The sequence below is a fragment of the Hydrogenophilus hirschii genome (assembly GCF_054656675.1).
Genome location: NZ_BAAHXQ010000001.1, coordinates 665600 through 688662 on the forward strand (window position 1 = coordinate 665600; position 23063 = coordinate 688662).

Sequence of the window (23063 nt, forward strand, 5' to 3'; positions counted from 1 at the left end):
GTGCGCCCATTATAATGGGTAGCAGCGCTACAAGGATGACAGCAAGGAGGATCGACGCATGACGGAAGTGCGCACGTGGCACGGTGCGTGGCGCCCATTCGCGCTTGCTTTTGCAACGGTCGGCGTGGTGGCGCTGCTTGCGCTTGCCGGTGTGCGCTGGGTGGTGTGGCCCAATCTCGACTGGTTTCGTCCCGCAATCGAAGCGTGGTTGCGCGCAACGGTGGGGGTGCCCATCGCGCTCGAGGGGGTGCAAGGAGAGTGGCACGCGTGGGCGTCGCCTCAGTGGCGCATTGCGCGCTGGCAGATGCGGGACGACGCAGGTGACAAACCGTTTCTCTGGGGAAGCGCTGAAGGGCGTTGGTCTTGGCAGGAGGGATGGCGGATCGCATTTACCGCGCAAGGGGTCGGACTAGAAAAACTTTCCGGAACGCTCCACCTCTTCGATCGGCAATGGCGGGTGCAATGGCATGCGGTTGGGGTCACGGGGCGCGCGTGGCAGCCGTTCTTGGCGACCTGGACGAAAAGCCGAGCGGGGGAAACCGGCCACGCACCAGAGGCGTTCGTCCTACCCAATTTCGTGGAATTGGCAGGGACGGTGCGGGGTGCTGAGCGCACGATCACGCAGGTGGCGCTGCAATTTTCCGAATTGTCACTGCCCGCTACGCCGGAATTCCCTGGTGTGAGCGGGATCTCCGGTGCGTTGCGCGGTAGTCGCGCAGAAGGCGTTTTTTCCGTTCGTGCGGCGAAAAGCGTGTGGCGGTGGCCCGAAGGGTGGTTTGCCGAAACCGAGCAAACGTTTACCGACGTGGTTTGGCAGGGGCGCTGGCACTATGATTCCGCTACCGGGTATACCGTGCAAACCGAACATTTCCATGCGGTTACCCCGGAAGGTCGTGTCACCGCAAGTGGCGTGCTCGATGCACTCGAGCGCCCTGCCGCGCGGCGGGTTGCGATGCACGCGGTGATCGAAGCGGTGGACCTGGAACGGTTCGCCCGCTATTTCCCGCCCGCTGCTGTGGGGCAGACCACCGTCGATTGGTTGGGTCGCGCTTTTGTCCAAGGGAAGATCCCTGCAGCTCATTTGGCGATCGAAGGGCCGTTGGCCGCGTTCCCCTTTCGTCATGGCAGGGGGGTGTTTCTGGTCGAAATTCCGGTGCAAGGGGTTACTTTGCAGTTCGATTCCCGTTGGCCTGCAGTGACGATCGAACGTGCCATGGTGCGTTTCCGCAACGAAGCGCTTCATATCGAAGTCCACGACGCGCGCGCGGAGAAACTGCGCTTTGCACCCGTTGTCGCGACGATCCCGGACCTGGGGGCAGATGCGCCGGTGCTCATGGTGCAGGGAACGGTCGAAGGGCGCTGGTCAAACGTGTTGCGTTACCTCGTGCAATCGCCGCTTGCCAATGACCTCCCTCTCGCGCAGCTCCTATCATGGCAAGCGCAAGGGGATGCGCACCTCGACCTTGCGCTCACGATCACGCTTTCCGAAGGTGCCGTGGGCGTTGCGGGAACCTTGACGTTGGATCGCTTTTCGGTACCGGCTGCGGTCGCTGCTTGGCCATTGACCAAGGGGAAAGCGACGATCCGTTTCGACGCAAACGGCGTTCGCTCCGCGGAAGGCACTGGCGTATGGGGCGAGATCCCGATTCAGCTCACGTGGCCAGACGGTGCCCGTTCCGAAGTGGCAGTCACGGCAATGCTGAGTGGCAAAACGTTGGCCCAGCAGCTGGGCTTGCCATCGGCTGCATTGCAAGGCACGACGCCGGTGCGCGCACACGTGACCTGGACACCGGAGGGAGTGATTCGCTGGCACGCAACGAGTGATGTCGATGGACTGGCGCTCGCGTTTCCTGCGCCGTTTGCAAAGACAGAAAGCGAACAGTGGCCGCTGCAGGCAGAAGGGGAGGTGACGAAGAACGGATGGCAGGCATCGGTGGCACTGGGCGATCGGTTGCGTTGGCAACGAACGCAAACGGGCGCGTGGGCTTTGGCGATTGGCCAAGTAGCACTTCCGCCGGCAACACCCAACGGTGCGATCGCGGTTGCGCTGGAACGACTCGATCTCGACGCGTGGGATGCGTTGTTGGACGAAATGGGGCAAGCGCAGCAGGCAGTTTGGCCGTCGCTCACACTTTCTGTCGACCAATTGACCGCGATGCAGCGCGAGTGGCATCAAGTCCGGTTCACGGGGCGTGCGCACGCCACGCAGTGGAATTTCCAAGTTCGTGCAGCGGAGGTAATCGGCAGTGGTACGGTGACGCAGCGTGGGGATCGGATCGACCGTTTCGAAGCCGAATTCGACCGCTTGTGGGTTGCGCCGCAGCAGAAGAGATCCCAGAACGATTCGCGCGCTTCCTCGGGAAACGCAACGCACGATTCCAACCGGATCGCGGCTCTAGATCCCAGTCGCTGGCCTACGGCGCGCGTCACGGTTGCCGATTTGCGCGTTGCCGATGCTCCGTTGGGGCGGTTCGCGCTGGTTGCGGCGCAAGATGGCGCTACCTGGCGGGTTCAGGACGCGCTTTTGGTGCAACCCGGTCGCTATCGGCTTCGCGGTCGTGGTTCCTGGGAGTCACATGCAACTGGCGGCGGGAGAAGCACACGCAGCACTTGGCATATCGAAGCCCAGATCGGCGATTTTGGCGCCACGTTGGCAACCCTGTGGCAATTGCCTGGGATTGAGAAGGGACAGGGCACCATCGACGCGACGCTTTCTTGGCCAGGGAGCCCGCTCGACTTTACCTGGCGCACATTGGAAGGTACCGGGTCGATTGCTCTTGAAAAAGGCGTATTTTCCGAAATCGAGCCCGGTGCCGGAAAGTTGCTCACCGTTTTCAGTTTGCCGATGCTCTTTCGTCGCTTGCAGCTCGATTTCCGCGATCTCACCCAAAAAGGGTTGGCGTACGACCGCTTGATGGGCAGTTTCGCCGTCGCGAACGGTTATCTGACCACATCGGATCTCACGATCGATGCGCCGGTGGCATTGACCCAGCTTGCCGGCAGCATCGATCTCGATGCCGAGACGCAAGAATTGGAGATCCGTGTGGTGCCGCGCCTGGGCAACACTGCTGCGACGGCGATCGCGTTCGTCAATCCCGTAGCGGGGTTGCTCACGTTCCTGGGGCAACAGATTCTAGGCGACCCGTTTGGTCAGATCCTTGTGCAACGCTATCGGGTCAGCGGCTCATGGCGTGCACCGCAAGTGACCGCTTTGCGGGACAATCCACCCAACGAGCGATGAGGAGTCACGCGATGTCATCCGATTTGGCAACCTTGCAGGTGGCGGTGGTGCAAATGGTGAGCACCCCCCGGGTCGAGGAGAATGTGGCAACCGCGGAGCGGCTGGTTGCCAGTGCCGCCCAAGCCGGCGCGGACGTTGTCGTATTGCCGGAGTACTGGCCGATCATCCATCGCGAAATGGCGGTGCGGCTTGCGCTTCGCGAACGCTGGGGCGATGGGCCGTTGCAGGCTGCGATGGCACGATGGGCGCAAACGTATGGCGTTTGGTTGATCGGCGGCACGATTCCGCTCGAAGCGAACGACCCGGATCGAATGCGCAACAGCTGCCTCGTGTTCGATCGCTCTGGAAACGTGCATGCCCGTTACGACAAGGTCCATCTCTTCCGTTTTCAAAAAGGGGCGGAATCGTACGACGAAGCGCGGGAAATCGAAGCGGGCACGGAAGGGGTGACCTTTCTTCTCGAAGGGTGGCGTTTTACCCTTGGCGTTTGTTACGACCTACGGTTTCCCGAATTTTTCCGCCGCGTGGCACCGGTTGATGCGATCGTTTTGCCCGCTGCGTTTACCCACACCACCGGTCAGGCGCACTGGGAAGTGTTGCTGCGCGCACGGGCGATCGAAAACCTCTGCTATGTCGCGGCGAGTGCGCAAGGGGGGCGGCATGAGAGCAGTCGGCGCACCTGGGGCCACTCGATGCTGATCGATCCCTGGGGGACTGTCCAAGCGCTATATGCAGAAGGCACGGGTTGGGTGATGGCTGAGTGGCGCCGTGACGTGCTCGACGCGGTGCGTGCGCAACTGCCAGCGCTCACGCACCGGGTGTTCTGACGCGGGTACGCACGCGCCCGTGCCCGTCGAAACGTCAGGAGGACAAAACCTCTGGATTCAACAGGTTGGGGGGACGGCGCCCTGCCAAAGCCGCCAGCAGTTCGTCGAACGCTACCCACTGCGCTCCAGCTTCCGACTCAGGCGGTAGGCGATGGCGGTTGTGATAGAGCACCCGCATCGCAAATCCGCTGGCGCGTCGCGCAACCGCGCGTCCGATGCGCCCCATGCCCAAGATGCCGAGTGTCGCGTGGTGAACGTCCTGCCCATACCACGGATCGTGGAACTGCCAACCTTTCCAATTTCCTGTGAGGAAGGTGATGGCACCGTCTTTGTCAGCGAGGCGATCCGCCAACGTTTCTGGGGGAAGCGCGGTGTCTTGGTCATGAAAGTCGACCACGCACGACGCGGCAAGCCGTTCGATGATTTCGGGAAAAATCCAGCGGGTAACCAGGATCTTCTTTTTCATCGCTGCCATTCTTTGTCGCGCTAGGCAATCATAACCAATCACCGTCGCTTTGCGAAGATTATGGCCGGAGATCGTAGCGGTCTGCGTTCATCACCTTGGTCCAGGCCCGCACGAAGTCGCGAACGAACTTTTCGTGCGCGTCGTCTTGCGCGTACACCTCCGCATAGGCGCGCAAAATCGAATTGGAGCCAAAGACCAGATCGACGCGAGTTGCCGTGAATCGCGTTTCTCCGCTTTCCCGGTCGATCAGCGCATACCGGTTGTCAGCAAGCGGCGCCCAACGGTATCTCATGTCGGTGAGATGAACGAAGAAGTCGGTGCTCAGGGTACCAACGCGATCCGTGAAGACTCCTTCCGGCGCGTTCTGGTAATTGGCACCCAACACACGCAGCCCACCGATCAATACGGTCATCTCAGGTGCGGTCAAACCCAGCAAATGGGCTCGGTCGATGAGCAATTCTTCCGGCCGTTGTCGCGTCGGAAGTCGATGGTATTGTGGGCTCAAATAATTGCGAAAACCATCGGCGAGCGGTCGCAACCATTCGAACGAATCGACATCGGTCCATTCTTGCGTGGCGTCGCCACGACCAGGCACGAAGGGGACTTCGATCGCATAACCGGCACGTTCGGCGGCAATTTCGATGGCCACGTTGCCGCCCAGTACGATCACGTCCGCGACACTGGCACCATAGTGGTGCGCGATCGGCTCCAGGACAGCAAGGACCTTTTCCAGCCGTTCCGGCTCATTGGCTTCCCAGCGGCGCTGCGGTTCGAGGCGAATGCGCGCACCGTTTGCTCCGCCCCGGTAATCGGAGCAGCGGAACGTTCGCGCGCTGTCCCAAGCGGTGGCGATCAGTTCTGGGACGGTGAGGCCGCTGTTGCGAATCGCCCGTTTCACCGCTCCTACGTCGTAATCGCGTGGTCCGGGTGGGACAGGGTCTTGCCATATGAGGTCTTCTTGCGGCGCTTCCGGGCCGATATAGCGTGTTCGCGGCCCCATGTCGCGATGCAGGAGTTTGAACCAGGCCCGGGCAAAAACTTGGCTGAAATACTCTGGATCACGCCAGAAGCGCTCAGCGATCGGGCGATAGATCGGATCCACCTTGAGCGCCATGTCTGCGTCCGTCATCATGGGCATGGTCCGCTTGCTGGGATCTTCTGGATCTGGTGGCATGTGTTCCGGACGGATGCCGATGGGTTGCCACTGCCACGCCCCTGCCGGACTCTTGGTCAATTCCCACTCGTAACCGAAAAGCAGGTCGAAGTAACTGTTGTCCCACTGCGTCGGCGTCGGGGTCCACGCACCTTCGAGTCCGCTCGTCACGGAATCGCGGCCGACGCCTCGCGTGGTTTTGTTGAGCCATCCCAATCCTTGGTCCTCGATTTCAGCGCCTTCGGGGGCAGGCCCAAGGTGCGCGGGGTTACCGTTACCGTGCGCTTTTCCGACAGTGTGGCCGCCAGCGGTGAGCGCAACGGTCTCTTCGTCGTTCATCCCCATGCGCGCAAAAGTGATGCGAACGTGCTGCGCGGTTTTGCGCGGGTTGGGTTGGCCATTGACCCCTTCGGGGTTGACGTATATCAGACCCATCTGCACCGCGGCCAGTGGATTCTCGAGCGATTCCGGGTTGTCGAGATCCACGTAGCGCTGGTCGCTCGGCGCAAGCCACTCCTGTTCCGATCCCCAATAGACGTCCTTTTCTGGCTGCCAGATGTCTTCGCGCCCAAAGGCGAAACCGTACGTTTTGAGTCCCATCGACTCGTACGCGACGTTTCCTGCCAGCACGATGAGATCGGCCCAGGAAATTTTGTTGCCATATTTCTTTTTGATCGGCCACAAAAGCCGCCGCGCTTTGTCCAGATTGGCGTTGTCCGGCCAGGAATTGAGTGGCGCAAAACGCTGATTACCGGTGTTGGCGCCACCGCGTCCGTCCGCAGCGCGGTAAGAGCCAGCCGCATGCCATGCCATGCGGATGAATAACCCACCGTAATGTCCATAATCGGCAGGCCACCAGGGCTGACTCTCGGTCATCAGCTTACGCAGATCGGCTTTGAGCGCTTCGACGTCCAATGTTCGAACCGCTTGACGGTATTTGAAATCCGGTAAGGGGTTGCTTTTCGTGTCGTGCTGGTGAAGGATTTCGACGTTGAGCGCCGAAGGCCACCAGGCGTAGGGGTCGTTTTTGGGATCGGCAGTGGTTGCTGCGCCGGTATGAAAGGGGCAGCCGTTTGCCTTTGCGGTATCACGCATCTTCTTTCTCCTGTCCACGTTGGTTCGGTTTTGAGGTACGGCCAGGGCATCAGCAGTGGCCTTGGGGCAGTATAGAAAAGGGTCGATGAAAATCCTATCGATTTTGGCAATCGTTCCGATAGGGTACGGACAGTCCGGCAGCACGCTCCTCTCGGGTAGTGGCTGTTGGGTCTCTTCGTGGATCGTGCTACCCAGCGATTGACAATCCGTCGGTGATTCAGTAATATCTCGGTCTTCCGGGGTGTAGCGCAGTCTGGTAGCGCGCTTGCTTTGGGAGCAAGATGTCGGGGGTTCGAATCCCTCCACCCCGACCAGACTGCCTGCCGTCGTTCCGACGGGGAAGAGCTTCGGTGATCTGCCCGTAGCTCAACTGGATAGAGCACCGGCCTTCTAAGCCGGGGGTTACAGGTTCGATCCCTGTCGGGCAGGCCACGGACAAGGTTTCTGGATTGTGGCGGCATTAGCTCAGTTGGTAGAGCACTGGATTGTGGCTCCAGGTGTCACCGGTTCGAATCCGGTATGTCGCCCCACCGAATTGCGCAAGGCCGGATTTGCCGGCCTATTTTTTTGAGGAAAAGCGATGATCCTCGACGGCAAAGCGCTTGCGGCGCGCGTTCGCGCCGAACTCAAAACCTCAGTTGCCCGATTGACCGCTCAAGGCGTGAAACCCACGTTGGCGGTGATCCTGGTCGGTGACGACCCCGCCTCGCAAGTCTATGTGCGCAACAAGATCGCTGCGTGCGGTGACGTCGGCATCGAATCCCGAGCTTTTCGCTTTCCTGCCGATTGTGCGCCGGCAGAGGTCTTTGCGGCGATTGACGCGTTGAACGCCGACCCAACGGTGCATGGCATTCTGGTACAACTACCGCTTCCGCCGCAGTTCGACGAAACCGAGGTGATCGAGCGGATCGCGCTCGCCAAAGACGTCGACGGGTTCCACGCCGAAAACCTCGGACGGCTTTGGCAGGGGCGTCACTGTTTCGCGCCCTGCACCCCGGCTGGGGTGATGCGGCTTTTGGCCGAAGCCACCGTCGATCTCGTCGGTGCGGAAGCGGTGATCGTCGGCCGCTCGAATATCGTGGGCAAACCGATGGCGGCGTTACTGCTGCAGGCAGGCGCTACGGTGACCATCGCGCATTCGCGAACGCGTGACCTTGCCGCTGTGACGCGGCGCGCCGACGTGCTGGTGGTGGCCGTGGGTCGGCCGGGGTTGGTCACCGGCGCGATGATCAAGCCGGGGGCGGTGGTGATCGACGTCGGGATCAATCGCCTGGACGATGGTCGGCTCGTCGGGGATGTCGATTTCGCTTCGGCCGAACCCGTTGCCAAAGCGATCACGCCAGTGCCTGGCGGTGTGGGGCCGATGACGATCGCGATGCTGCTGGCCAATACCGTCACCGCAGCGGAACGTCAATTGCAATCCCAGGATGCATCGTGATGGGCGCAATCGCTTCCGAAGTTAACGACGCGCACAACGTGGCTTTGCCCGAAACGTTGCGTGCCGTACTGCGCGACGAACGGGTAAAGCGTTTTGGTGCAAACCCGCTTGTGGGTATCGTGATGGGTTCGGAATCGGACTGGCCGACGATGCGCGCTGCGGCCGCGGTATTGGAACGTTTCGCAGTGGCTTTCGAAGCGTTGGTGGTCTCGGCACACCGAACCCCGGACTGGATGTTCGCCTATGCGGAGACCGCGGCGGTGCGTGGCTTGCGGGCCATCATTGCGGGAGCTGGCGGCGCCGCCCATTTGCCGGGGATGGTCGCGGCGAAGACGACCCTTCCCGTTTTGGGAGTGCCGGTGCAGAGCCGTGCGCTTTCCGGGGTCGATTCGCTCTATTCGATCGTGCAGATGCCCAAAGGGGTTCCCGTTGCAACGTTCGCGATCGGCGAAGCGGGCGCGGCGAATGCGGCGCTCTTTGCCGTGGCGATGTTGGCGACCACCGACAACGGACTTGCCGAAAAACTGGCGGCGTTCCGGAACGAGCAGGTGGCCGCAGTAGATGCGATGACGTTGGTGGATCGCTGAACGAAGATGGACGCGAAGGGTAAGCCGCAACCAATCGTTCCGCCAGCAACGCTGGCGGTGTTGGGGGGGGGACAGTTGGGTCGCTTCTTCGTCCGCGCTGCGCAGGAGCTGGGTTTTCGTGTCTGGGTGCTCGATCCGGATCCGAACGCACCGGCGGGGCAGATTGCCGACCGTCATCTGGTTGCGCCGTACGACGATGCCGACGCGCTTGCCGAAATTGCACGACATTGCGCGGCGGCAACCACGGAATTCGAAAACGTTCCGGCTGAAGCGCTGCGTGCGTTGGCGCGCTCGATTCCGGTGCGTCCGGGGGCGGATGCGGTCGAAGTGTGTCAAGATCGTCGTAAGGAAAAACGGTTCCTTGCGGCCAATGGCTTGCCTTATGGTCCGTTCTGGGTGATCGAGTCGGCTGACGATTGCGCTGCGGTACCGCCGTCGGCTTATCCTGCGATTTTGAAGACGGCTCGGCTGGGGTACGACGGTAAAGGGCAGCGCTCGGTCCAGACCTCTGATGCGCTCCTTTCCGCTTGGGAATCGCTGGGTCGCGTTCCGTGCGTGCTCGAAAAGCGGTTGGGGTTGGCAGCCGAGCTCTCTGTTGTCTTGGCCCGTGGTGTCGATGGGACTGCCGAGGCGTTTCCGCCCGGGGAAAACGTTCATCGCAACGGCATCCTCGATACGACGACCGCGCCGGCTTCTTTGCCGGAAGCGATCCGAGTACAGGCGCTCGATGTGGCGTTGCGTCTCGCTGCGGCGCTCGACTACGTTGGGGTGTTGGGCGTCGAGTTTTTTTATACGGACGACGGGCTCCTCACGGTCAATGAGATGGCGCCGCGCCCGCACAACAGTGGGCACCATACGATCGACGCCTGTTCCGTTTCGCAGTTCGAGCAACAGGTGCGCGCGCTTTGTGCGCTGCCGCTTGCCCCGGTTCGGACCCACTCCCTCGCAGTGATGAACAACCTCTTGGGGGATCTTTGGTTCGCCGCCGATGGAACCCGGCGGGAACCCGAGTGGGAGCGGCTCCTGGCGTTGCCCGGAGTGGCGCTGCACCTCTACGGCAAGCACGAACCTAGGCCTGGGCGCAAAATGGGGCACTTCACCGTTACAGGTTCCTCATGGGAAGCAGTTCGGCAAACGGTGTGTGCCGCGCGCCAACAACTGGGATTGCCGACGAACGGGTGGGCGTGAGGGGCGCATGGTGCATCCTGATCGGCCCACCCTGATACCGGCAACTGCGGATCGCGTCGATGCGGTTGCGTCCCGTTTGGCCTCAGGCGCTCTGGTCGCGCTGCCTACGGAAACGGTCTATGGTCTTGCCGCAGATGCCGAGCATCGGGCCGCGGTTCGAGCGGTCTTTGCCGCGAAGGGTCGCCCGGCGGATCATCCTCTGATCGTCCATTTGGCCTCAGCTGCGATGGCAGCACGCTATGCGGCCGTTTGGCCACGTGCGGCGGCGGTGCTCGCAGAGCGTTTCTGGCCGGGGCCGCTGACGCTGGTCGTGCCGGCACAGTCGACGGTACTGCGTGAGGTGACCGGAGGGCAACCAACCGTCGCGCTTCGCGTTCCGCAACAACCCTTCACGCTGGCGGTGATCGAAAAGCTTGGCCGAGGCGTCGTGGCCCCTTCGGCCAACCGCTTTGGTCGGGTCTCGCCGACTGCGGCGCAACACGTCGTGGAAGAATTTCCGACGCTTGAGCTTTGGGTTGCCGATGCGGGTCCGACGCCGGTCGGGGTCGAGTCGACGATCGTCGATTTGAGCCGTCTTGCATCGGTCGGTGCCGTGGTGCTACGACCCGGTGCTGCGAGTGCGGACGAGATCGCGCAGACGTTACAGGCGGCCGGGCTATCGATCACGGTGCGCGCTCCTGTGCATGAGAGCGTGAAACCGGCGGTTGTCGGTTCTGAGCGCGCGGACGATCCGCGCGTTCCTGGGGCGTTGCCTTCGCACTATGCACCAACGACGCCGCTGCGTCTGTGGTGTCGGGAAGCGTATCGACGCTTTGTGGAAACGGCAACAGGTGCTGAATCGGTCGCGCACGCGGTTTGGTTTCCTCCCGATTGGCCTCAAACGCCTGGAGAGACGTTACGCCTACCCCAACCCGAAGCGGACGCGGCGATCGCGCAGCAGCTCTACCAGGCGCTGCGCACCCTGGATGCAAGCGGAGCGCAGGAGCTGTGGGTTGCGCTCCCTGAAGGCGATAGCCCGTTGCTCACCGCGGTGCGAGACCGGCTTCGCCGTGCGGCCAGCCGCTGACGAGACGTAAGGAGAGACGATGAGCGTTCGAACCCGTTTTGCGCCCAGTCCGACTGGCTATCTTCATCTCGGGGGTGCGCGTACCGCGCTCTTCAATTGGGCCTACGCGCGCCACCACAAAGGACAGTTCATCCTGCGGATCGAAGACACCGATCGCGAGCGTTCGACGCCGCAAGCCGTTCAGGCGATCCTCGACGGGATCCATTGGCTCGGCCTTGATTACGACGAAGGGCCGTTTTATCAAACGCAGCGTATGGACCGCTATCGGGAAGTGATCCAGCGGTTGCTGAACGAAGGGAAAGCCTATTACTGCTATGCTACGCCCGAAGAGCTCGAAGCGATGCGCGAGGCGCAGCGGGCGCAGGGACTGAAACCCAAATACGATGGGCGCTGGCGTCCCGAACCGGGCAAAGTGCTTCCTCCGCCTCCCGACGGCGTTCCCCCGGTGGTGCGTTTCAAAGCGCCCACGAGTGGTAAGGTGGGGTGGCACGACCTGGTCAAAGGGTGGATCGAATTCGACAACAGCGAACTCGACGACTTCGTGATCGCGCGCGCCGACGGTACACCTACCTACAATTTCTGTGTGGTGGTCGATGATTGGGACATGGCGATTACCCATGTGATCCGGGGTGACGACCACGTCAACAACACGCCGCGGCAAATCCATCTCTATCATGCGCTGGGGGCAACGCTGCCGCACTTTGCCCACCTCTCGATGATTCTGGGACCCGACGGACAGAAATTGTCGAAACGCCACGGCGCCGTTTCGGTGATGCAATACCATGCGGACGGGTATCTGCCCGAGGCGATGGTCAATTACTTGGCGCGCCTCGGTTGGAGCCACGGCGACGACGAACTGTTCACCCGCGAGCAACTGGTTGCGTGGTTCGATCTCGACCACATCACACCTTCCGCGGCGCGTTTCGATTTCGACAAATTGCGTTGGGTCAATGCCCATTACATCAAAGAGACCCCGATTGCGCGGCTGGCAAGCGAGGCGGCGGAGCGCTTGGCGCGCCGCGGGGTCGATCCCGAGCATGGCCCTCAGCTTGAAACGGTGGTCGCACTCTACCGCGACCGTGCCGACACACTGGAGGTCCTGACCGATTTGGTCCTACCGTTCTACCAGCCGGTGCATCCTCCTGCCGAACTGGTTGCGGCGCAGGTAGATGACCTAGCGCGAACGGTGTTGCGTGATTTTCGCGCCCGATTGGAAACACTGCCCGAAACGGATTGGACGCCCGAAACGATCGCCGCGGCCATGAAAGCGACGTTGGCTGCGTGTGGTGTGAAAATGCCCAAATTGGGCATCCCATTGCGGGTGGTGTTGCTGGGGACGAAACAGTCGCCTGCGATCGATCAGGTGGTGGCGGTATTGGGCAAACGGGAGACTCTGGCGCGTCTCGATCGGCTGGTGTGAGCGGACAATGCGCGACTGGCGCTGGGTCGATGGCGCGGCGTTTTCAGAACGCTTCGGTGACGTTTACCATACCCGTGCTGGCGCGCTGGGGCAAGCCGAAACGGTTTTCTTGCGCGGCGTCGGATTGCCCGAGCGGTGGCGGGGTCGTCGTCATTTCGCGCTACTGGAAAATGGGTTCGGTTTCGGCGTCAATTTTTTCGTGACCTGGCGCGCGTGGCAGCACGATCCCGGACGATGCGCCGCGCTCGACTACGTTGCGATCGACGCCTTCCCGCGCGATCGTGAGGAGATGGGCGCATTTTGGCGTCAGTACGAAAACGACCCGCGCTGGCGACCGCTCGTTGCCGAACTGCTCGAACAGTATCCGTTACCGATTCCCGGGTTTCACCGCTTGTGGCTGGATGGCGGCCGCGTGCGGCTGACGTTGGTCTGGCATGAGGCCATGACGGCAGTCGAGGCACTTGCCGGTCGCTTCGATGCGCTCTATCTCGATGGCTTTTCGCCAGCAAAGAATCCCGAGATGTGGTCGGAGTCCCTTTTGGGCGCGTTCGCGAAACGGCTTGCCTCGGGCGCGCGGGTCGCGTCGTGGTGTACGGCGGGACGTGTGCGCCGTGCGCTTGCCGCGAATCGGCTCGAAGTGCGGCGGTGCCCCGGGTTCGGAGGAAAACGGGAGCGGCTCGAAGCAGTAGCGCCAGCATACGGACCACCACCGCGCACCGTGCCCAAGCAGGTTGCGATCGTCGGCGGTGGGCTTGCCGGGGCGAGCGTTGCGGTAGCGCTTGCCGAACGTGGCGTCGCGGTGACCCTGTTCGATGCGCATTCCGGCCCCGCCCAGGGCGCGTCCGGAAATTGCGCCGGGGCCGCGCGTTGGTTGCCCAGTTTCGACGACAACCTCTGGGCGCAATGGACGCGGACAGGGCTCCTCACTTTGCGCAGCCGCTGGCCGCGGTGGGCGGCACTCGGCGCGATCGGGCGGTGGTGTGGGGCGCTCCAGATCGCGAAATCGGCAGCGCACGAGGCGCGGATGCGCGCGGTCGTTGCGCAACTGGCGTTGCCCGAATCGCTGCTCACTTGGGTGACACAATCCGAGGCGAGCGCCCGCGCAGGCGTCACGACCCGTTTCGGCGGTTGGTGGTTTCCGTGTGGCGGCTGGGTGACCCCACCCGCATTGGTGGCTGCGTGGTTGCGTGCTTATCCGCTTGCGACGATCTGGTCGGCACAGGTCACGGCGATTACTCCTACCGAGAACGGTTGGCGGGTCGCGTGGCGGCCGTCGTCTGCGGCAGACACCCGTGGCGCATCGACTCGGTCCTTGGCGTTCGACGCAGTGGTGTTGGCGACCGGGGCCGGTGCGCTTCCCTCCTGGCCTTGGTCTTTCGCTTGCGACGGGATGAGGTGGGGTGCGATGCCCGCGTATCCGGGCGCACCGCTTCCGCTGCATGCGGTCCGAGGGCAAGTGAGTTGTCTGCCCCATCCGCGCGAAGCGCGCCCACGCGTGGTCGTGACGGGAAGCGGTTATCTCATCCCGCCCGAACGGGGTTTCCTGCTCTTCGGTGCGACGGCGACACCGGACGATTGGCATCCTACCCTGCGCCAAAGCGACCACGAAGCCAATTGGCAGCGCCTGCAGGCGATGGTCGATTGGCAACCTACGGACCTCGCGATGCGGAACGCTGGCTTGGCCGGTCGAGTCGCCTGGCGCGCCGCAACGCAGGATCATCTGCCGATCGTCGGCGCGCTCGCGCCGAGTGGCCGTTGGGACGATCCGAAGCGGTGGCACAGCGGCCTGTGGGTGTTCAACGGCTTGGGTGCACGGGGAATTGCGATCGCGGCACTCGCTGGCGAGCTCCTTGCGGCACAAATCGCCGACGAGCCGTGGCCGGTGAGTCGTCGCTTGGCAGCGGCAGTCGATCCCGCCCGTTTTGTGCGCCGCCGCAATTTGTTACACTCACCGTTTTCCGATTCCTAAAGGGTAGGGGCTTGACATGGCGTTGATCGTCCAAAAATATGGCGGGACGTCGGTGGGTTCGGTCGAACGGATCCAGAACGTTGCCCGTCGGGTTGCGCAGTACCACCGCGAGGGTCACCGGGTGGTGGTCGTCGTTTCCGCGATGAGCGGGGAAACCAACCGTTTGGTGGCTTTGACCCAAGCACTTTCCGAAAATCCTGACCCGCGTGAGGTCGATCAAGTGATCGCAACCGGTGAGCAAGTCACGATCGGTCTTCTGGCGATCGCGCTGCAAGAGATCGGGGTGCCTGCAAAGAGCTTCACCGGTTGGCAGGTGCCGATCCATACCGACAGCGCGCACACCAAAGCGCGCATCCTTTCGATCGAGCGCGAGGCGATCGAACGGGAGCTCGACGCCGGGAAAGTGGTGATCGTTGCGGGCTTCCAAGGGATCGACGTCGAGGGGGACGTGACGACGTTGGGCCGCGGCGGTTCGGACACGACTGCAGTGGCGGTTGCCGCGGCGCTTCAGGCCGACGAGTGCCAAATCTACACCGATGTCGATGGGGTCTATACCACCGACCCGCGGATCGTTCCGGAAGCGCGCAAACTCGACTGCATCACGTTCGAGGAGATGCTCGAAATGGCGAGCATGGGCTCGAAGGTGCTGCAGATCCGCTCGGTCGAGTTCGCCGGCAAATACAAAGTGAAATTGCGGGTCCTCTCGAGTTTCGAGGAGGGCGGTGAAGGGACTTTGATTACCGTTGAGGAAGGACAATCCATGGAACAGCCGATCATCTCTGGAATCGCGTTCAACCGCGACGAAGCGAAAGTAACCCTTTTGGGTGTGCCCGACAAACCGGGGGTGGCGTACCAAATCCTTGGCCCGATCGCTGAGGCGAACATCGACGTCGATATGATCGTGCAAAACGTCGGTCACGACGGAACGACCGATTTCAGTTTCACGGTTTCGAAAAACGATCTCAAAAAAGCGTTGGGTATTCTCGAAGAGGTGAAGCGCGCGCTCGGCGCGCGCGCGGTCGAAGGGGATCGCAGCGTCTGTAAAGTGTCGATCGTCGGCGTGGGGATGCGCTCGCATCCCGGGGTTGCGGCGAAGATGTTCAAAGTGCTGGCCGACGAAGGGATCAATATCCAGATGATTTCGACTTCCGAGATCAAGATTTCGGTGGTGATCGACGAAAAATACCTCGAGCTTGCGGTCCGTGCGCTGCACAAAGCGTTCGATCTCGACGCCCCGCAAGAGTAATCCTGGCCTCGTGGTATAATTCGGCGCCCCTTCTTTCGGAAGGGGCAAATCCACACGCCCGTGTCGCACAAGGGTCTCAGGTTACTGAGCGGCTGTGCGGGCGGAGGTTCAACCCTTGTCAAGGAGTCTTTCATGAACGTTTCGATGCGTCAATTGTTGGAAGCCGGTGTCCATTTCGGTCACCAAACCCGTTTCTGGAACCCGAAGATGGCGCCGTTCATCTTCGGTGAACGCAACAAAATCCATATCATCAACCTCGAACATACTGTCGAGCGGTTGCGCCGCGCTACCGAATTCGTGCGTCGGCTCGCGCAAAACCGGGGTACGATCCTCTTTGTTGCAACCAAACGGCAAGCAAAAGAGATCATCGCCGAAGAGGCCGAGCGTTGCGGCATGCCCTACGTCAATGAGCGCTGGCTCGGTGGAATGCTCACCAACTTCAAGACCGTCCGCCAGTCGATCAAGCGGTTGAACGAACTCGAACAGATGTTCGAAGACGGTACCGTCGCACAGCTTTCGAAGCGCGAGCAACTCGGGCTGGAGCGGGAGATCGCCAAGCTCGAAAAGAGCCTTGGTGGTATTCGTGAAATGGAACATCTGCCGGATGCGATCTTCGTGATCGACGTCGGCCACCATAAGATCGCGGTCGCCGAAGCGAACAAATTGGGGATTCCGGTGGTTGGGGTGGTCGACACCAATCATTCGCCCGACGGTATCGATTACGTGATTCCGGGTAACGACGACTCGGCTCGCGCCGTGCGCCTCTACGCGCGTGCGATCGCCGACGCGGTGCTCGAAGGGCGCGCAATGGCGCTCGAAGAGGTGGTCACTGCGGTCTCGGACGACTTCGTCGAAGTGGAAGAAGAGACGGTCGTCGAAGAGGGGATTGAAGAAACGTTCGATGACGAGGCGTAACGTCCACAACCTTGCCCCCGATCAAAAACCCATTGCGGATATAAGAGAATTCAAGGAGTCGAAATGACAGCGATTACAGCGCAAATGGTGAAAGAGCTGCGTGAGCGCACCGACGCGCCGATGATGGAGTGCAAAAAGGCGCTCACTGAGGCCAACGGCGATCTGGCGAAGGCCGAAGAGATTCTGCGGGTGCGCTTGGGGAATAAAGCAGCGAAAGCGTCGACGCGGATCACCGCGGAAGGGGTCGTTGCGACCTACCTCTCCGAAGACGGCAAATTGGCTGCGATGGTCGAACTCAACTGCGAAACCGATTTCGTCGCGAAGAACGAAGACTTCCAAGCGTTTGCGAAGCAGGTCGCGGAGCTGGTCGCCCGGCACAACCCGGCCGACTTCGACGCGTTGGCACAATTGCCGCTCGACGGCAAAACGGTCGACGAGGTGCGCCGTGAGTTGATCGGCAAGATTGGGGAGAACATCACCATTCGCCGCTTCGTTCGCATCGAGGCCGAAGGGAAGGTCTTCCCCTACATCCACGGCGGCAGCAAGATCGGCGTGCTGCTTGACCTCGTCGGTGGCGACGACGAGCTGGGGAAAGACTTAGCGATGCACGTTGCCGCGTTCAAGCCCAAAGCGCTCGACGCCACCAGTGTGCCGAGTGAGCTGATCGAATCGGAACGTCGTGTTGCGGCGGAAAAGGCGCAGCAGTCCGGAAAACCGGCCAACATCGTCGAAAAGATGGTCGAAGGCGCAGTGCAGAAATTCCTCAAAGAGGTCACCCTTTTGGGGCAGGGCTTCGTCAAGGACGACAAGACCACTGTCGAGCAGTTGTTGAAGAGCCGCGGGGCACGGGTCGCGACCTTTGCGCTCTACATCGTCGGCGAAGGGATCGAGAAGAAGAGCACCGACTTCGCGGCCGAAGTCGCCGCGCAAGCCGCTGCCGCCAAATCGTAACCCGAGCTGGAGTGCGCCGATGACCGCCGTTGCCGCCTACCGCCGAATTCTCCTCAAACTCTCTGGCGAAGCTCTGATGGGAGAGCGGAGCTACGGGATCGACGAAGCCGTCGTGGCGCGCATCGTCAAGGAGATCGGCGAGGTCACGGCGTTGGGTGTCCAGGTAGGGGTGGTCATCGGGGGCGGCAACATTTTTCGCGGGATGCAGGGAGCTGCCGGTGGCATGGACCGTGCCACCGCCGACTACATGGGGATGCTCGCCACGGTGATGAACGCGATGGCGCTTGCCGACGCCTTCACCCGGGCGGGTATCGCGGCGCGGGTGCAATCGGCACTGCGCATCGACCAGGTGGTCGAACCCTACATCCGTGCCCGCGCGATCCGCCACTTGGAAGAGGGTCGGGTCGTGATCTTTGCTGCGGGCACCGGAAACCCGTTTTTCACCACCGATACCGCGGCGGCACTTCGGGGCGCCGAGATCGGCGCCCAAATCGTGTTGAAGGCGACCAAAGTCGATGGCATCTATTCCGCCGATCCCACCAAGCATCCGGATGCGCAACGGTTTGCGCGGATCTCGTTCGATGAGGCGATCGGCCGCAACCTTCAGGTGATGGATGCCACCGCCTTTGCGCTGTGTCGCGACATCAAACTACCGATCAACGTCTTTTCGATCTTCAAGCCTGGCGCGCTGTTGCGCGTGGTGTGTGGCGAAGACGAGGGAACGCTCGTGCATTCCTGAAGAGGAGAACGATCGATGAGCGTAGCAGAATTGAAGCAAGACGCGGAACGGCGGATGAAAAAGGCCGTCGAGACGCTCAAGGAGGAGTTGACGAAAATCCGTACCGGGCGCGCCCATACGGGGCTCCTCGATCATGTGATGGTCGAATACTATGGGACGATGGTGCCCATTCCCCAGGTGGCGAACGTGACGCTCCTGGATGCGCGTACCCTCGGCGTCCAGCCGTGGGAAAAGAGCATGATGAGTAAAGTCGAGAAGGCGATTCGCGAAAGCGACTTGGGGCTCAACCCAGCGAACATGGGGGAGATCATCCGTGTGCCGATGCCGCCGCTCACGGAAGAGCGTCGTCGCGAATTGACCAAAGTGGTTCGCCACGAAGGCGAGCAGGCGCGCGTTGCGGTGCGCAACGTCCGCCGCGACATCAACCAAGCGCTCAAAGAGCTGCAGAAGAAAAAAGAGATCACGGAAGACGAACTGCGTCGCGCCGAAGAAGAGGTGCAGAAACTGACCGACCGGTTCGTCAAGGTCATCGACGAGACGATCGAGAAAAAAGAAGCCGAATTGATGCAGATCTGATCCCGTGCGCACTTCTTCGACCTTAGCGATACCGGATGTTGGCGAGATCCCTCGCCATATCGCGATCATCATGGACGGTAATGGCCGCTGGGCTAAGGCGCGGGGTCTGCCCCGAATCGAGGGGCACCGGCGCGGGGTCGAAGCGGTGCGTACGGTCGTGCAACATTGCGCTGAATTGGGGGTCGAGCACCTCACGCTTTTCGCGTTCAGTTCCGAAAATTGGCGCCGTCCGCCGGAAGAGGTTCATTTTTTGATGGGGCTCTTTCGTTTGATGCTCAAGCGCGAGGTCGCACGGCTCGACAAAAATGGCATCCGGTTGCGGATCATCGGCAACCGTGACGGGTTGAGCGATGAGCTTCGCGCGCTGATCGAGGCGGCGGAAACGAAAACGGCGTGCCACACCAAGCTGATGCTCAACGTCGCGGTCAATTATGGCGGGCGCTGGGACCTCCTCAACGCGTTCAACCGCTTGCTGAGCGACCGCCCGGAATTGGTGGGACGGGTCAGCGAAAGCGATCTGTGGCCCTATCTCGCGCTTGGCGACGCCCCGGAACCCGATCTCTTCATCCGAACCGGCGGCGAGCAACGAATCAGCAATTTCCTGATCTGGCAGTTGGCCTACACCGAACTCTACTTCACACCCATTTTTTGGCCCGATTTCGACACCGCAGCGCTCGATGCGGCGATCCAATGGTATCGCGAACGCGAGCGGCGCTTTGGACGAACGAGCGAGCAGCTTGCGACAACACAAGGGAGGGTACGATGAACGAATTGTTGGTGCGCACGGCAACGGCTGTTGCCGCGATTGTCGTCTTTTTGGTGCTGACGTTTTTTGCGCCGGACTGGCTGTGGGCGCTCTTCATCGCGTGCGTGATCGGCGTCGCCGCGTGGGAGTGGGGCCGTTTGGTCAAGTTGTCGGCAATCGAAGCGGTCGGTTACGCGGGTGTAACCGTTGCACTCTTGGCGCTCTTGTGGCGGGTAACGGGTATCTCCACGGGGGCGATCCACGCGCCTGTAGCAGCGGCAGCCGTGATTCCAGCCCTCTTTTTCTGGGTTGCGCTCGCTCCGGTGATGGTGTGGTTCCAAATTCCGCTTCGTTCCCGCTCGATCGGCCTCGTTTTGGGGTGGGTGACGCTGTTGGGGGCTGGGATCGCTGCGCTCGGGCTGCGTGAGGTTTCGAGCGGGCTTCTGTTGGCGGCAGTGACGCTGGTATGGATTGCAGACACCGCGGCTTTCTTCGTCGGCCGCCGTTATGGGTCGCGCAAACTTCTTGAAGCGGTGAGCCCCGGGAAAACATGGGCGGGTTTTTGGGGCGCGTTGGGTGCTGTCGCCGCGTACGGTGCGGTACTCTATCCTGTGATGGGGGTCGGGCAGGGTGTGTTTGGTTGGGTGCTCGCGTTCGTTGGCGTAGCGCTCCTTGCCGTCACGGGCGATCTCTTCGAATCGTGGTTGAAACGCAACGCTGGGGTCAAAGATTCGGGCGGAACCCTTCCAGGGCATGGTGGCGTGCTCGATCGCATCGACACCCTCTTGGCGGTTTTACCGATTGCCGCATTGTGGTGGCTCCATTGGTGAGGCGTATGCCCGTTGGCGTTTGGTGATATGGCGCACGGTAGCGTGATGCCGCAGAGAATCGCCGTCTTTGGCGCAACCGGGTCGATTGGTGCAAGCGCCTTGGCGGTGATTCGCCGTCATCCCAAACGTTTTACCGTCGTCGCGGTCTCTGCGCATCGCCGCTGGGCGCCGCTGCTCGAGATCTGTCAGACGTTCCGACCGCGCTGGGCAGTCGTCGTCGATCCCGATGCGGCGAATGCGTTGCGTGCCCACCTTGCGGCAGAGGATCTGCCGACCGAGGTGCTCTCCGGTGCCGACGCGCTCGTGACGGTTGCGCAAGCAAGCGACGTCGACACGGTGATCGCAGGGGTAGTCGGTGGGGCGGGGCTTCCGAGTACCTACGCGGCGGTTGCCGCGGGTAAGCGCGTGTTGTTGGCCAACAAAGAGGCGCTGGTAATGACCGGGGCGCTGCTCACCGAAACGGCGCGCCGATCGGGGGCCGTGCTGTTGCCGATCGACTCGGAACACAACGCGCTGTTCCAATGTTTGGGTTCGCTCGTCGTCACTACCGAATCGGGAGGGTGGCAACTCAAAGACGCGCAGCAGATGATCCGGCGCCTCGTGCTTACCGCCTCTGGCGGCCCCTTTCGGACGCGTGACCCGGGCACGTTCGCGTCGATTACCCCCGAAGAGGCGTGTGCGCACCCCACCTGGTCGATGGGGCAAAAGATCTCCGTCGATTCGGCAACGATGATGAACAAAGGGCTCGAAGTGATCGAGGCGATGTGGCTCTTTGGCTTGCCGCTCGAGCGAATCGAGGTGTTGATCCATCCGCAAAGCATCGTGCATGCGCTCGTCGAGTATTGCGATGGCTCGGTGCTTGCCCATCTTTCGGAACCCGACATGCGGGTGCCGATCGCGCACGCGCTGGCGTGGCCGAGGCGCATCACCTCAGGGGCTTCGTGGTTGGCGCTGGCCGTTCGGGAAACGCTCACCTTTGCGGCACCCGACTTCGACCGTTTCCCCTGTCTGCGTCTGGCCTTCGAAGCGGCACGAACGGGCGATTGTGCACCCACGGTGCTCAATGCCGCGAACGAAGTGGCGGTTGCGGCGTTTTTGGAGCGGCGTTTGGCGTTCGATCGCATCCCCGCGGTAATTGCCGAAACGCTAGCGGAAATCCCTGTGACGGCTGTGACCAGCGTCGAGGCGGCGCTTGCGATCGATCAGGCAGCGCGGGAAAAAGCGCGCAGGTGGGTCTCCCGCTGGAGCATTGGATGAGCGTTTTGCATACGGTCGTGGCCTTTGTGCTCGCGCTGGGGATTCTGATTTGGTTCCATGAGCTGGGCCACTACGGGGTTGCGCGCGCGTTTGGCGTGCGGGTCCTTCGCTTTTCCGTGGGGTTTGGCAAACCGCTATTGAGCTGGCGTGATCGTCGTGGTACCGAATGGGTCGTTGCGGGTATCCCGCTGGGGGGGTACGTCAAGATGCTCGATTCCCGGGAAGCGCACGTCCCGGAATCGGAAAAACCCTACGCGTTCGACAGTCAACCGCCGCTTGTGCGGATCGCGATCGTCGCGGCGGGGCCGCTTGCGAATTTTGTTCTGGCGATCCTTTTTTACGCCTGGGTGGCGGTGATCGGGGTCGAAGAGCCGCTCGCGTTCGTCGATCCCCCTGAAGCCTCGCTCGCGGCATCGGTTGGAATCCCTCCCCGGGCACAGATCGTCGCGGTGAATCAGACGCCTGCCGATACTTGGCCGCAGGTTCGTTGGACAGTGTTGCAGGCGATCGCCGATGGTCAGGATGTGGTGACGCTCACCCTCCGCGATCAAGCCGCAGCGACCTACGAGGTGGTCTTGCCGCTCTCCCAAGTCGAACTCGACCCCGATCGTGGCGACCCGTTGCACCAACTGGGGCTGGTGGCTGCGCGTCCCCAGTTGCCGCCGGTGATCGGTGCCGTGGCGCCAGATAGTCCAGCGGCCGCCGCCGGCCTCCGCGCGGGGGACGAGATCGTTGCATTGGCGAACACCCCGATCACCGATTGGGATACGCTTGCCGAAACGGTACGGCGTCATCCAGGGGAAACCGTCGCGATCGAATGGCTCCGTGCGGGTCAGCGGATGCGCGCCCAGGTGACTTTGGAAGTGGTGCCAGAGCGGGATGGGCGCCGCTTTGGGCGTTTGGGGGTTCAGGCGCGTGCGCCCGATCGTGACGCGTTCGTCCGTCGCGTCGTCTATGCGCCAACGGAAGCGCTCCTCTATGGATGGGAACAAACGCTCGAGATGGCGGGGTTGACCCTCAAATTGATCGGTAAGATGCTCGTCGGCGAAGCGTCGGTGAAAAACCTCTCTGGGCCATTAACGATAGCGACCGTCGCGGGACAGAGCGCGGAACTGGGCTGGGCGCACTACCTCAGTTTTTTGGCGCTGGTCAGTGTGAGCCTGGGCGTGCTTAACCTCCTGCCGATTCCGATTCTCGACGGGGGGCATTTGCTGTATTATTCGATCGAGTGGTTGCGCGGGCGGCCATTGTCCGACACGGCGCAAATCCTCGGACAGCGCATCGGAATGGCGCTTTTGGTCTTTCTGATGGGGTTGGCGCTCCTCAATGATTTTTTACGTTGGTTGAGCTGATT

The 23063-nt window shown here is 61.8% G+C and carries 18 protein-coding genes, 3 tRNA genes and 1 pseudogene; 20 read left to right on the plus strand and 2 right to left on the minus strand.

The features are described from left to right. Positions 1–58 precede the first annotated feature (58 nt). Positions 59–3241 (plus strand): YhdP family phospholipid transporter, encoded by a 3183-nt coding sequence (locus ACYQ4Z_RS03340; protein WP_459860037.1) that lies wholly within the window; start codon positions 59–61, stop codon positions 3239–3241. A gap of 11 nt (positions 3242–3252) precedes the next feature. Next, a complete protein-coding gene (locus ACYQ4Z_RS03345) occupies positions 3253–4068 on the plus strand; it encodes a carbon-nitrogen hydrolase family protein (protein ID WP_119334886.1) in 816 nt (271 codons plus the stop codon). A 91-nt stretch (positions 4069–4159) separates the two neighbouring features. Here ACYQ4Z_RS03345 and ACYQ4Z_RS03350 read toward each other — a convergent pair. Both ACYQ4Z_RS03350 and katG read right to left on the minus strand, forming a co-directional pair. Beyond that, a pseudogene (locus ACYQ4Z_RS03350) lies at positions 4160–4528 on the minus strand (NAD(P)-dependent oxidoreductase); the annotation flags it as partial. A 64-nt stretch (positions 4529–4592) separates the two neighbouring features. Further along, entirely contained in the window at positions 4593–6782 is a 2190-nt protein-coding gene (gene katG / locus ACYQ4Z_RS03355) for a catalase/peroxidase HPI (protein ID WP_219972480.1), read from the minus strand. A 237-nt stretch (positions 6783–7019) separates the two neighbouring features. Between katG and ACYQ4Z_RS03360 the strand changes: the two genes are divergently transcribed. The 18 genes from ACYQ4Z_RS03360 to rseP all read left to right on the plus strand — a co-directional run bounded on the left by ACYQ4Z_RS03360 (position 7020) and on the right by rseP (position 23061). Then, positions 7020–7096: transfer RNA gene (locus tag ACYQ4Z_RS03360), tRNA-Pro, on the plus strand. Between the two features lie 41 nt (positions 7097–7137). Beyond that, a tRNA-Arg gene (locus tag ACYQ4Z_RS03365) sits at positions 7138–7214 on the plus strand. A gap of 22 nt (positions 7215–7236) precedes the next feature. After that, a tRNA-His gene (locus tag ACYQ4Z_RS03370) sits at positions 7237–7312 on the plus strand. Positions 7313–7362: 50 nt separating this feature from the next. Beyond that, a complete protein-coding gene (gene folD / locus ACYQ4Z_RS03375; protein WP_219972479.1) occupies positions 7363–8220 on the plus strand; it encodes a bifunctional methylenetetrahydrofolate dehydrogenase/methenyltetrahydrofolate cyclohydrolase FolD in 858 nt (285 codons plus the stop codon). 122 nt (positions 8221–8342) lie between these two features. Then, positions 8343–8807, plus strand: a complete 465-nt coding sequence (gene purE, locus ACYQ4Z_RS03380; RefSeq protein ID WP_119336073.1) for a 5-(carboxyamino)imidazole ribonucleotide mutase — start codon at positions 8343–8345, stop codon at positions 8805–8807. 6 nt (positions 8808–8813) lie between these two features. Next, entirely contained in the window at positions 8814–9995 is a 1182-nt protein-coding gene (locus ACYQ4Z_RS03385; RefSeq protein WP_219972478.1) for a 5-(carboxyamino)imidazole ribonucleotide synthase, read from the plus strand. 7 nt (positions 9996–10002) lie between these two features. After that, positions 10003–11061: an L-threonylcarbamoyladenylate synthase gene (locus ACYQ4Z_RS03390; protein ID WP_219972477.1), complete on the plus strand. Its 1059-nt coding sequence runs from the start codon at positions 10003–10005 to the stop codon at positions 11059–11061. 19 nt (positions 11062–11080) lie between these two features. Continuing rightward, positions 11081–12481 (plus strand): glutamate--tRNA ligase, encoded by a 1401-nt coding sequence (gene gltX / locus ACYQ4Z_RS03395; protein WP_459860038.1) that lies wholly within the window; start codon positions 11081–11083, stop codon positions 12479–12481. Between the two features lie 7 nt (positions 12482–12488). Then, positions 12489–14450, plus strand: a complete 1962-nt coding sequence (gene mnmC / locus ACYQ4Z_RS03400) for a bifunctional tRNA (5-methylaminomethyl-2-thiouridine)(34)-methyltransferase MnmC2/FAD-dependent 5-carboxymethylaminomethyl-2-thiouridine(34) oxidoreductase MnmC1 (protein ID WP_459860039.1) — start codon at positions 12489–12491, stop codon at positions 14448–14450. A 16-nt stretch (positions 14451–14466) separates the two neighbouring features. Continuing rightward, positions 14467–15696 carry an aspartate kinase gene (locus tag ACYQ4Z_RS03405; protein WP_119334894.1) on the plus strand — a complete coding sequence of 410 codons (1230 nt, stop codon included), beginning with the start codon at positions 14467–14469 and terminating at the stop codon, positions 15694–15696. Between the two features lie 132 nt (positions 15697–15828). Next, positions 15829–16611: a 30S ribosomal protein S2 gene (rpsB, locus tag ACYQ4Z_RS03410; RefSeq protein ID WP_219972474.1), complete on the plus strand. Its 783-nt coding sequence runs from the start codon at positions 15829–15831 to the stop codon at positions 16609–16611. Positions 16612–16674: 63 nt separating this feature from the next. Further along, a complete protein-coding gene (tsf, locus tag ACYQ4Z_RS03415; RefSeq protein ID WP_459860041.1) occupies positions 16675–17562 on the plus strand; it encodes a translation elongation factor Ts in 888 nt (295 codons plus the stop codon). A 19-nt stretch (positions 17563–17581) separates the two neighbouring features. Continuing rightward, a complete protein-coding gene (pyrH, locus tag ACYQ4Z_RS03420; protein WP_219972472.1) occupies positions 17582–18301 on the plus strand; it encodes a UMP kinase in 720 nt (239 codons plus the stop codon). Positions 18302–18316: 15 nt separating this feature from the next. Next, positions 18317–18877 (plus strand): ribosome recycling factor, encoded by a 561-nt coding sequence (gene frr, locus ACYQ4Z_RS03425; RefSeq protein ID WP_219972471.1) that lies wholly within the window; start codon positions 18317–18319, stop codon positions 18875–18877. Between the two features lie 4 nt (positions 18878–18881). Next, positions 18882–19643 (plus strand): polyprenyl diphosphate synthase, encoded by a 762-nt coding sequence (uppS, locus tag ACYQ4Z_RS03430; RefSeq protein WP_219972470.1) that lies wholly within the window; start codon positions 18882–18884, stop codon positions 19641–19643. Next, positions 19640–20452, plus strand: a complete 813-nt coding sequence (locus ACYQ4Z_RS03435) for a phosphatidate cytidylyltransferase (RefSeq protein ID WP_459860042.1) — start codon at positions 19640–19642, stop codon at positions 20450–20452. Before uppS ends, ACYQ4Z_RS03435 begins: the two co-directional genes overlap by 4 nt. Before the next feature lie 45 nt (positions 20453–20497). Next, positions 20498–21709, plus strand: a complete 1212-nt coding sequence (gene dxr, locus ACYQ4Z_RS03440) for a 1-deoxy-D-xylulose-5-phosphate reductoisomerase (RefSeq protein WP_459860043.1) — start codon at positions 20498–20500, stop codon at positions 21707–21709. Continuing rightward, complete coding sequence (gene rseP / locus ACYQ4Z_RS03445) at positions 21706–23061, plus strand: RIP metalloprotease RseP (RefSeq protein ID WP_459860045.1); 1356 nt, start codon at positions 21706–21708, stop codon at positions 23059–23061. Before dxr ends, rseP begins: the two co-directional genes overlap by 4 nt. Positions 23062–23063 lie beyond the last annotated feature (2 nt).

What these genes read in the sequence shown, in the direction of transcription:
- mnmC (WP_459860039.1), top strand. Translation starts at nt 12,489, where the DNA reads ATGCGCGACTGGCGCTGGGTCGATGGCGCGGCGTTTTCAGAACGCTTC.
- ACYQ4Z_RS03435 (WP_459860042.1), top strand. Translation starts at nt 19,640, where the DNA reads ATGAACGAATTGTTGGTGCGCACGGCAACGGCTGTTGCCGCGATTGTC.
- dxr (WP_459860043.1), top strand. Translation starts at nt 20,498, where the DNA reads ATGCCGCAGAGAATCGCCGTCTTTGGCGCAACCGGGTCGATTGGTGCA.
- katG (WP_219972480.1), bottom strand. Translation starts at nt 6,782, where the DNA reads ATGCGTGATACCGCAAAGGCAAACGGCTGCCCCTTTCATACCGGCGCA.
- gltX (WP_459860038.1), top strand. Translation starts at nt 11,081, where the DNA reads ATGAGCGTTCGAACCCGTTTTGCGCCCAGTCCGACTGGCTATCTTCAT.
- ACYQ4Z_RS03390 (WP_219972477.1), top strand. Translation starts at nt 10,003, where the DNA reads ATGGTGCATCCTGATCGGCCCACCCTGATACCGGCAACTGCGGATCGC.
- ACYQ4Z_RS03385 (WP_219972478.1), top strand. Translation starts at nt 8,814, where the DNA reads ATGGACGCGAAGGGTAAGCCGCAACCAATCGTTCCGCCAGCAACGCTG.
- purE (WP_119336073.1), top strand. Translation starts at nt 8,343, where the DNA reads ATGGGTTCGGAATCGGACTGGCCGACGATGCGCGCTGCGGCCGCGGTA.
- frr (WP_219972471.1), top strand. Translation starts at nt 18,317, where the DNA reads ATGAGCGTAGCAGAATTGAAGCAAGACGCGGAACGGCGGATGAAAAAG.
- pyrH (WP_219972472.1), top strand. Translation starts at nt 17,582, where the DNA reads ATGACCGCCGTTGCCGCCTACCGCCGAATTCTCCTCAAACTCTCTGGC.
- ACYQ4Z_RS03345 (WP_119334886.1), top strand. Translation starts at nt 3,253, where the DNA reads ATGTCATCCGATTTGGCAACCTTGCAGGTGGCGGTGGTGCAAATGGTG.
- tsf (WP_459860041.1), top strand. Translation starts at nt 16,675, where the DNA reads ATGACAGCGATTACAGCGCAAATGGTGAAAGAGCTGCGTGAGCGCACC.
- ACYQ4Z_RS03405 (WP_119334894.1), top strand. Translation starts at nt 14,467, where the DNA reads ATGGCGTTGATCGTCCAAAAATATGGCGGGACGTCGGTGGGTTCGGTC.
- rpsB (WP_219972474.1), top strand. Translation starts at nt 15,829, where the DNA reads ATGAACGTTTCGATGCGTCAATTGTTGGAAGCCGGTGTCCATTTCGGT.
- ACYQ4Z_RS03340 (WP_459860037.1), top strand. Translation starts at nt 59, where the DNA reads ATGACGGAAGTGCGCACGTGGCACGGTGCGTGGCGCCCATTCGCGCTT.
- rseP (WP_459860045.1), top strand. Translation starts at nt 21,706, where the DNA reads ATGAGCGTTTTGCATACGGTCGTGGCCTTTGTGCTCGCGCTGGGGATT.
- folD (WP_219972479.1), top strand. Translation starts at nt 7,363, where the DNA reads ATGATCCTCGACGGCAAAGCGCTTGCGGCGCGCGTTCGCGCCGAACTC.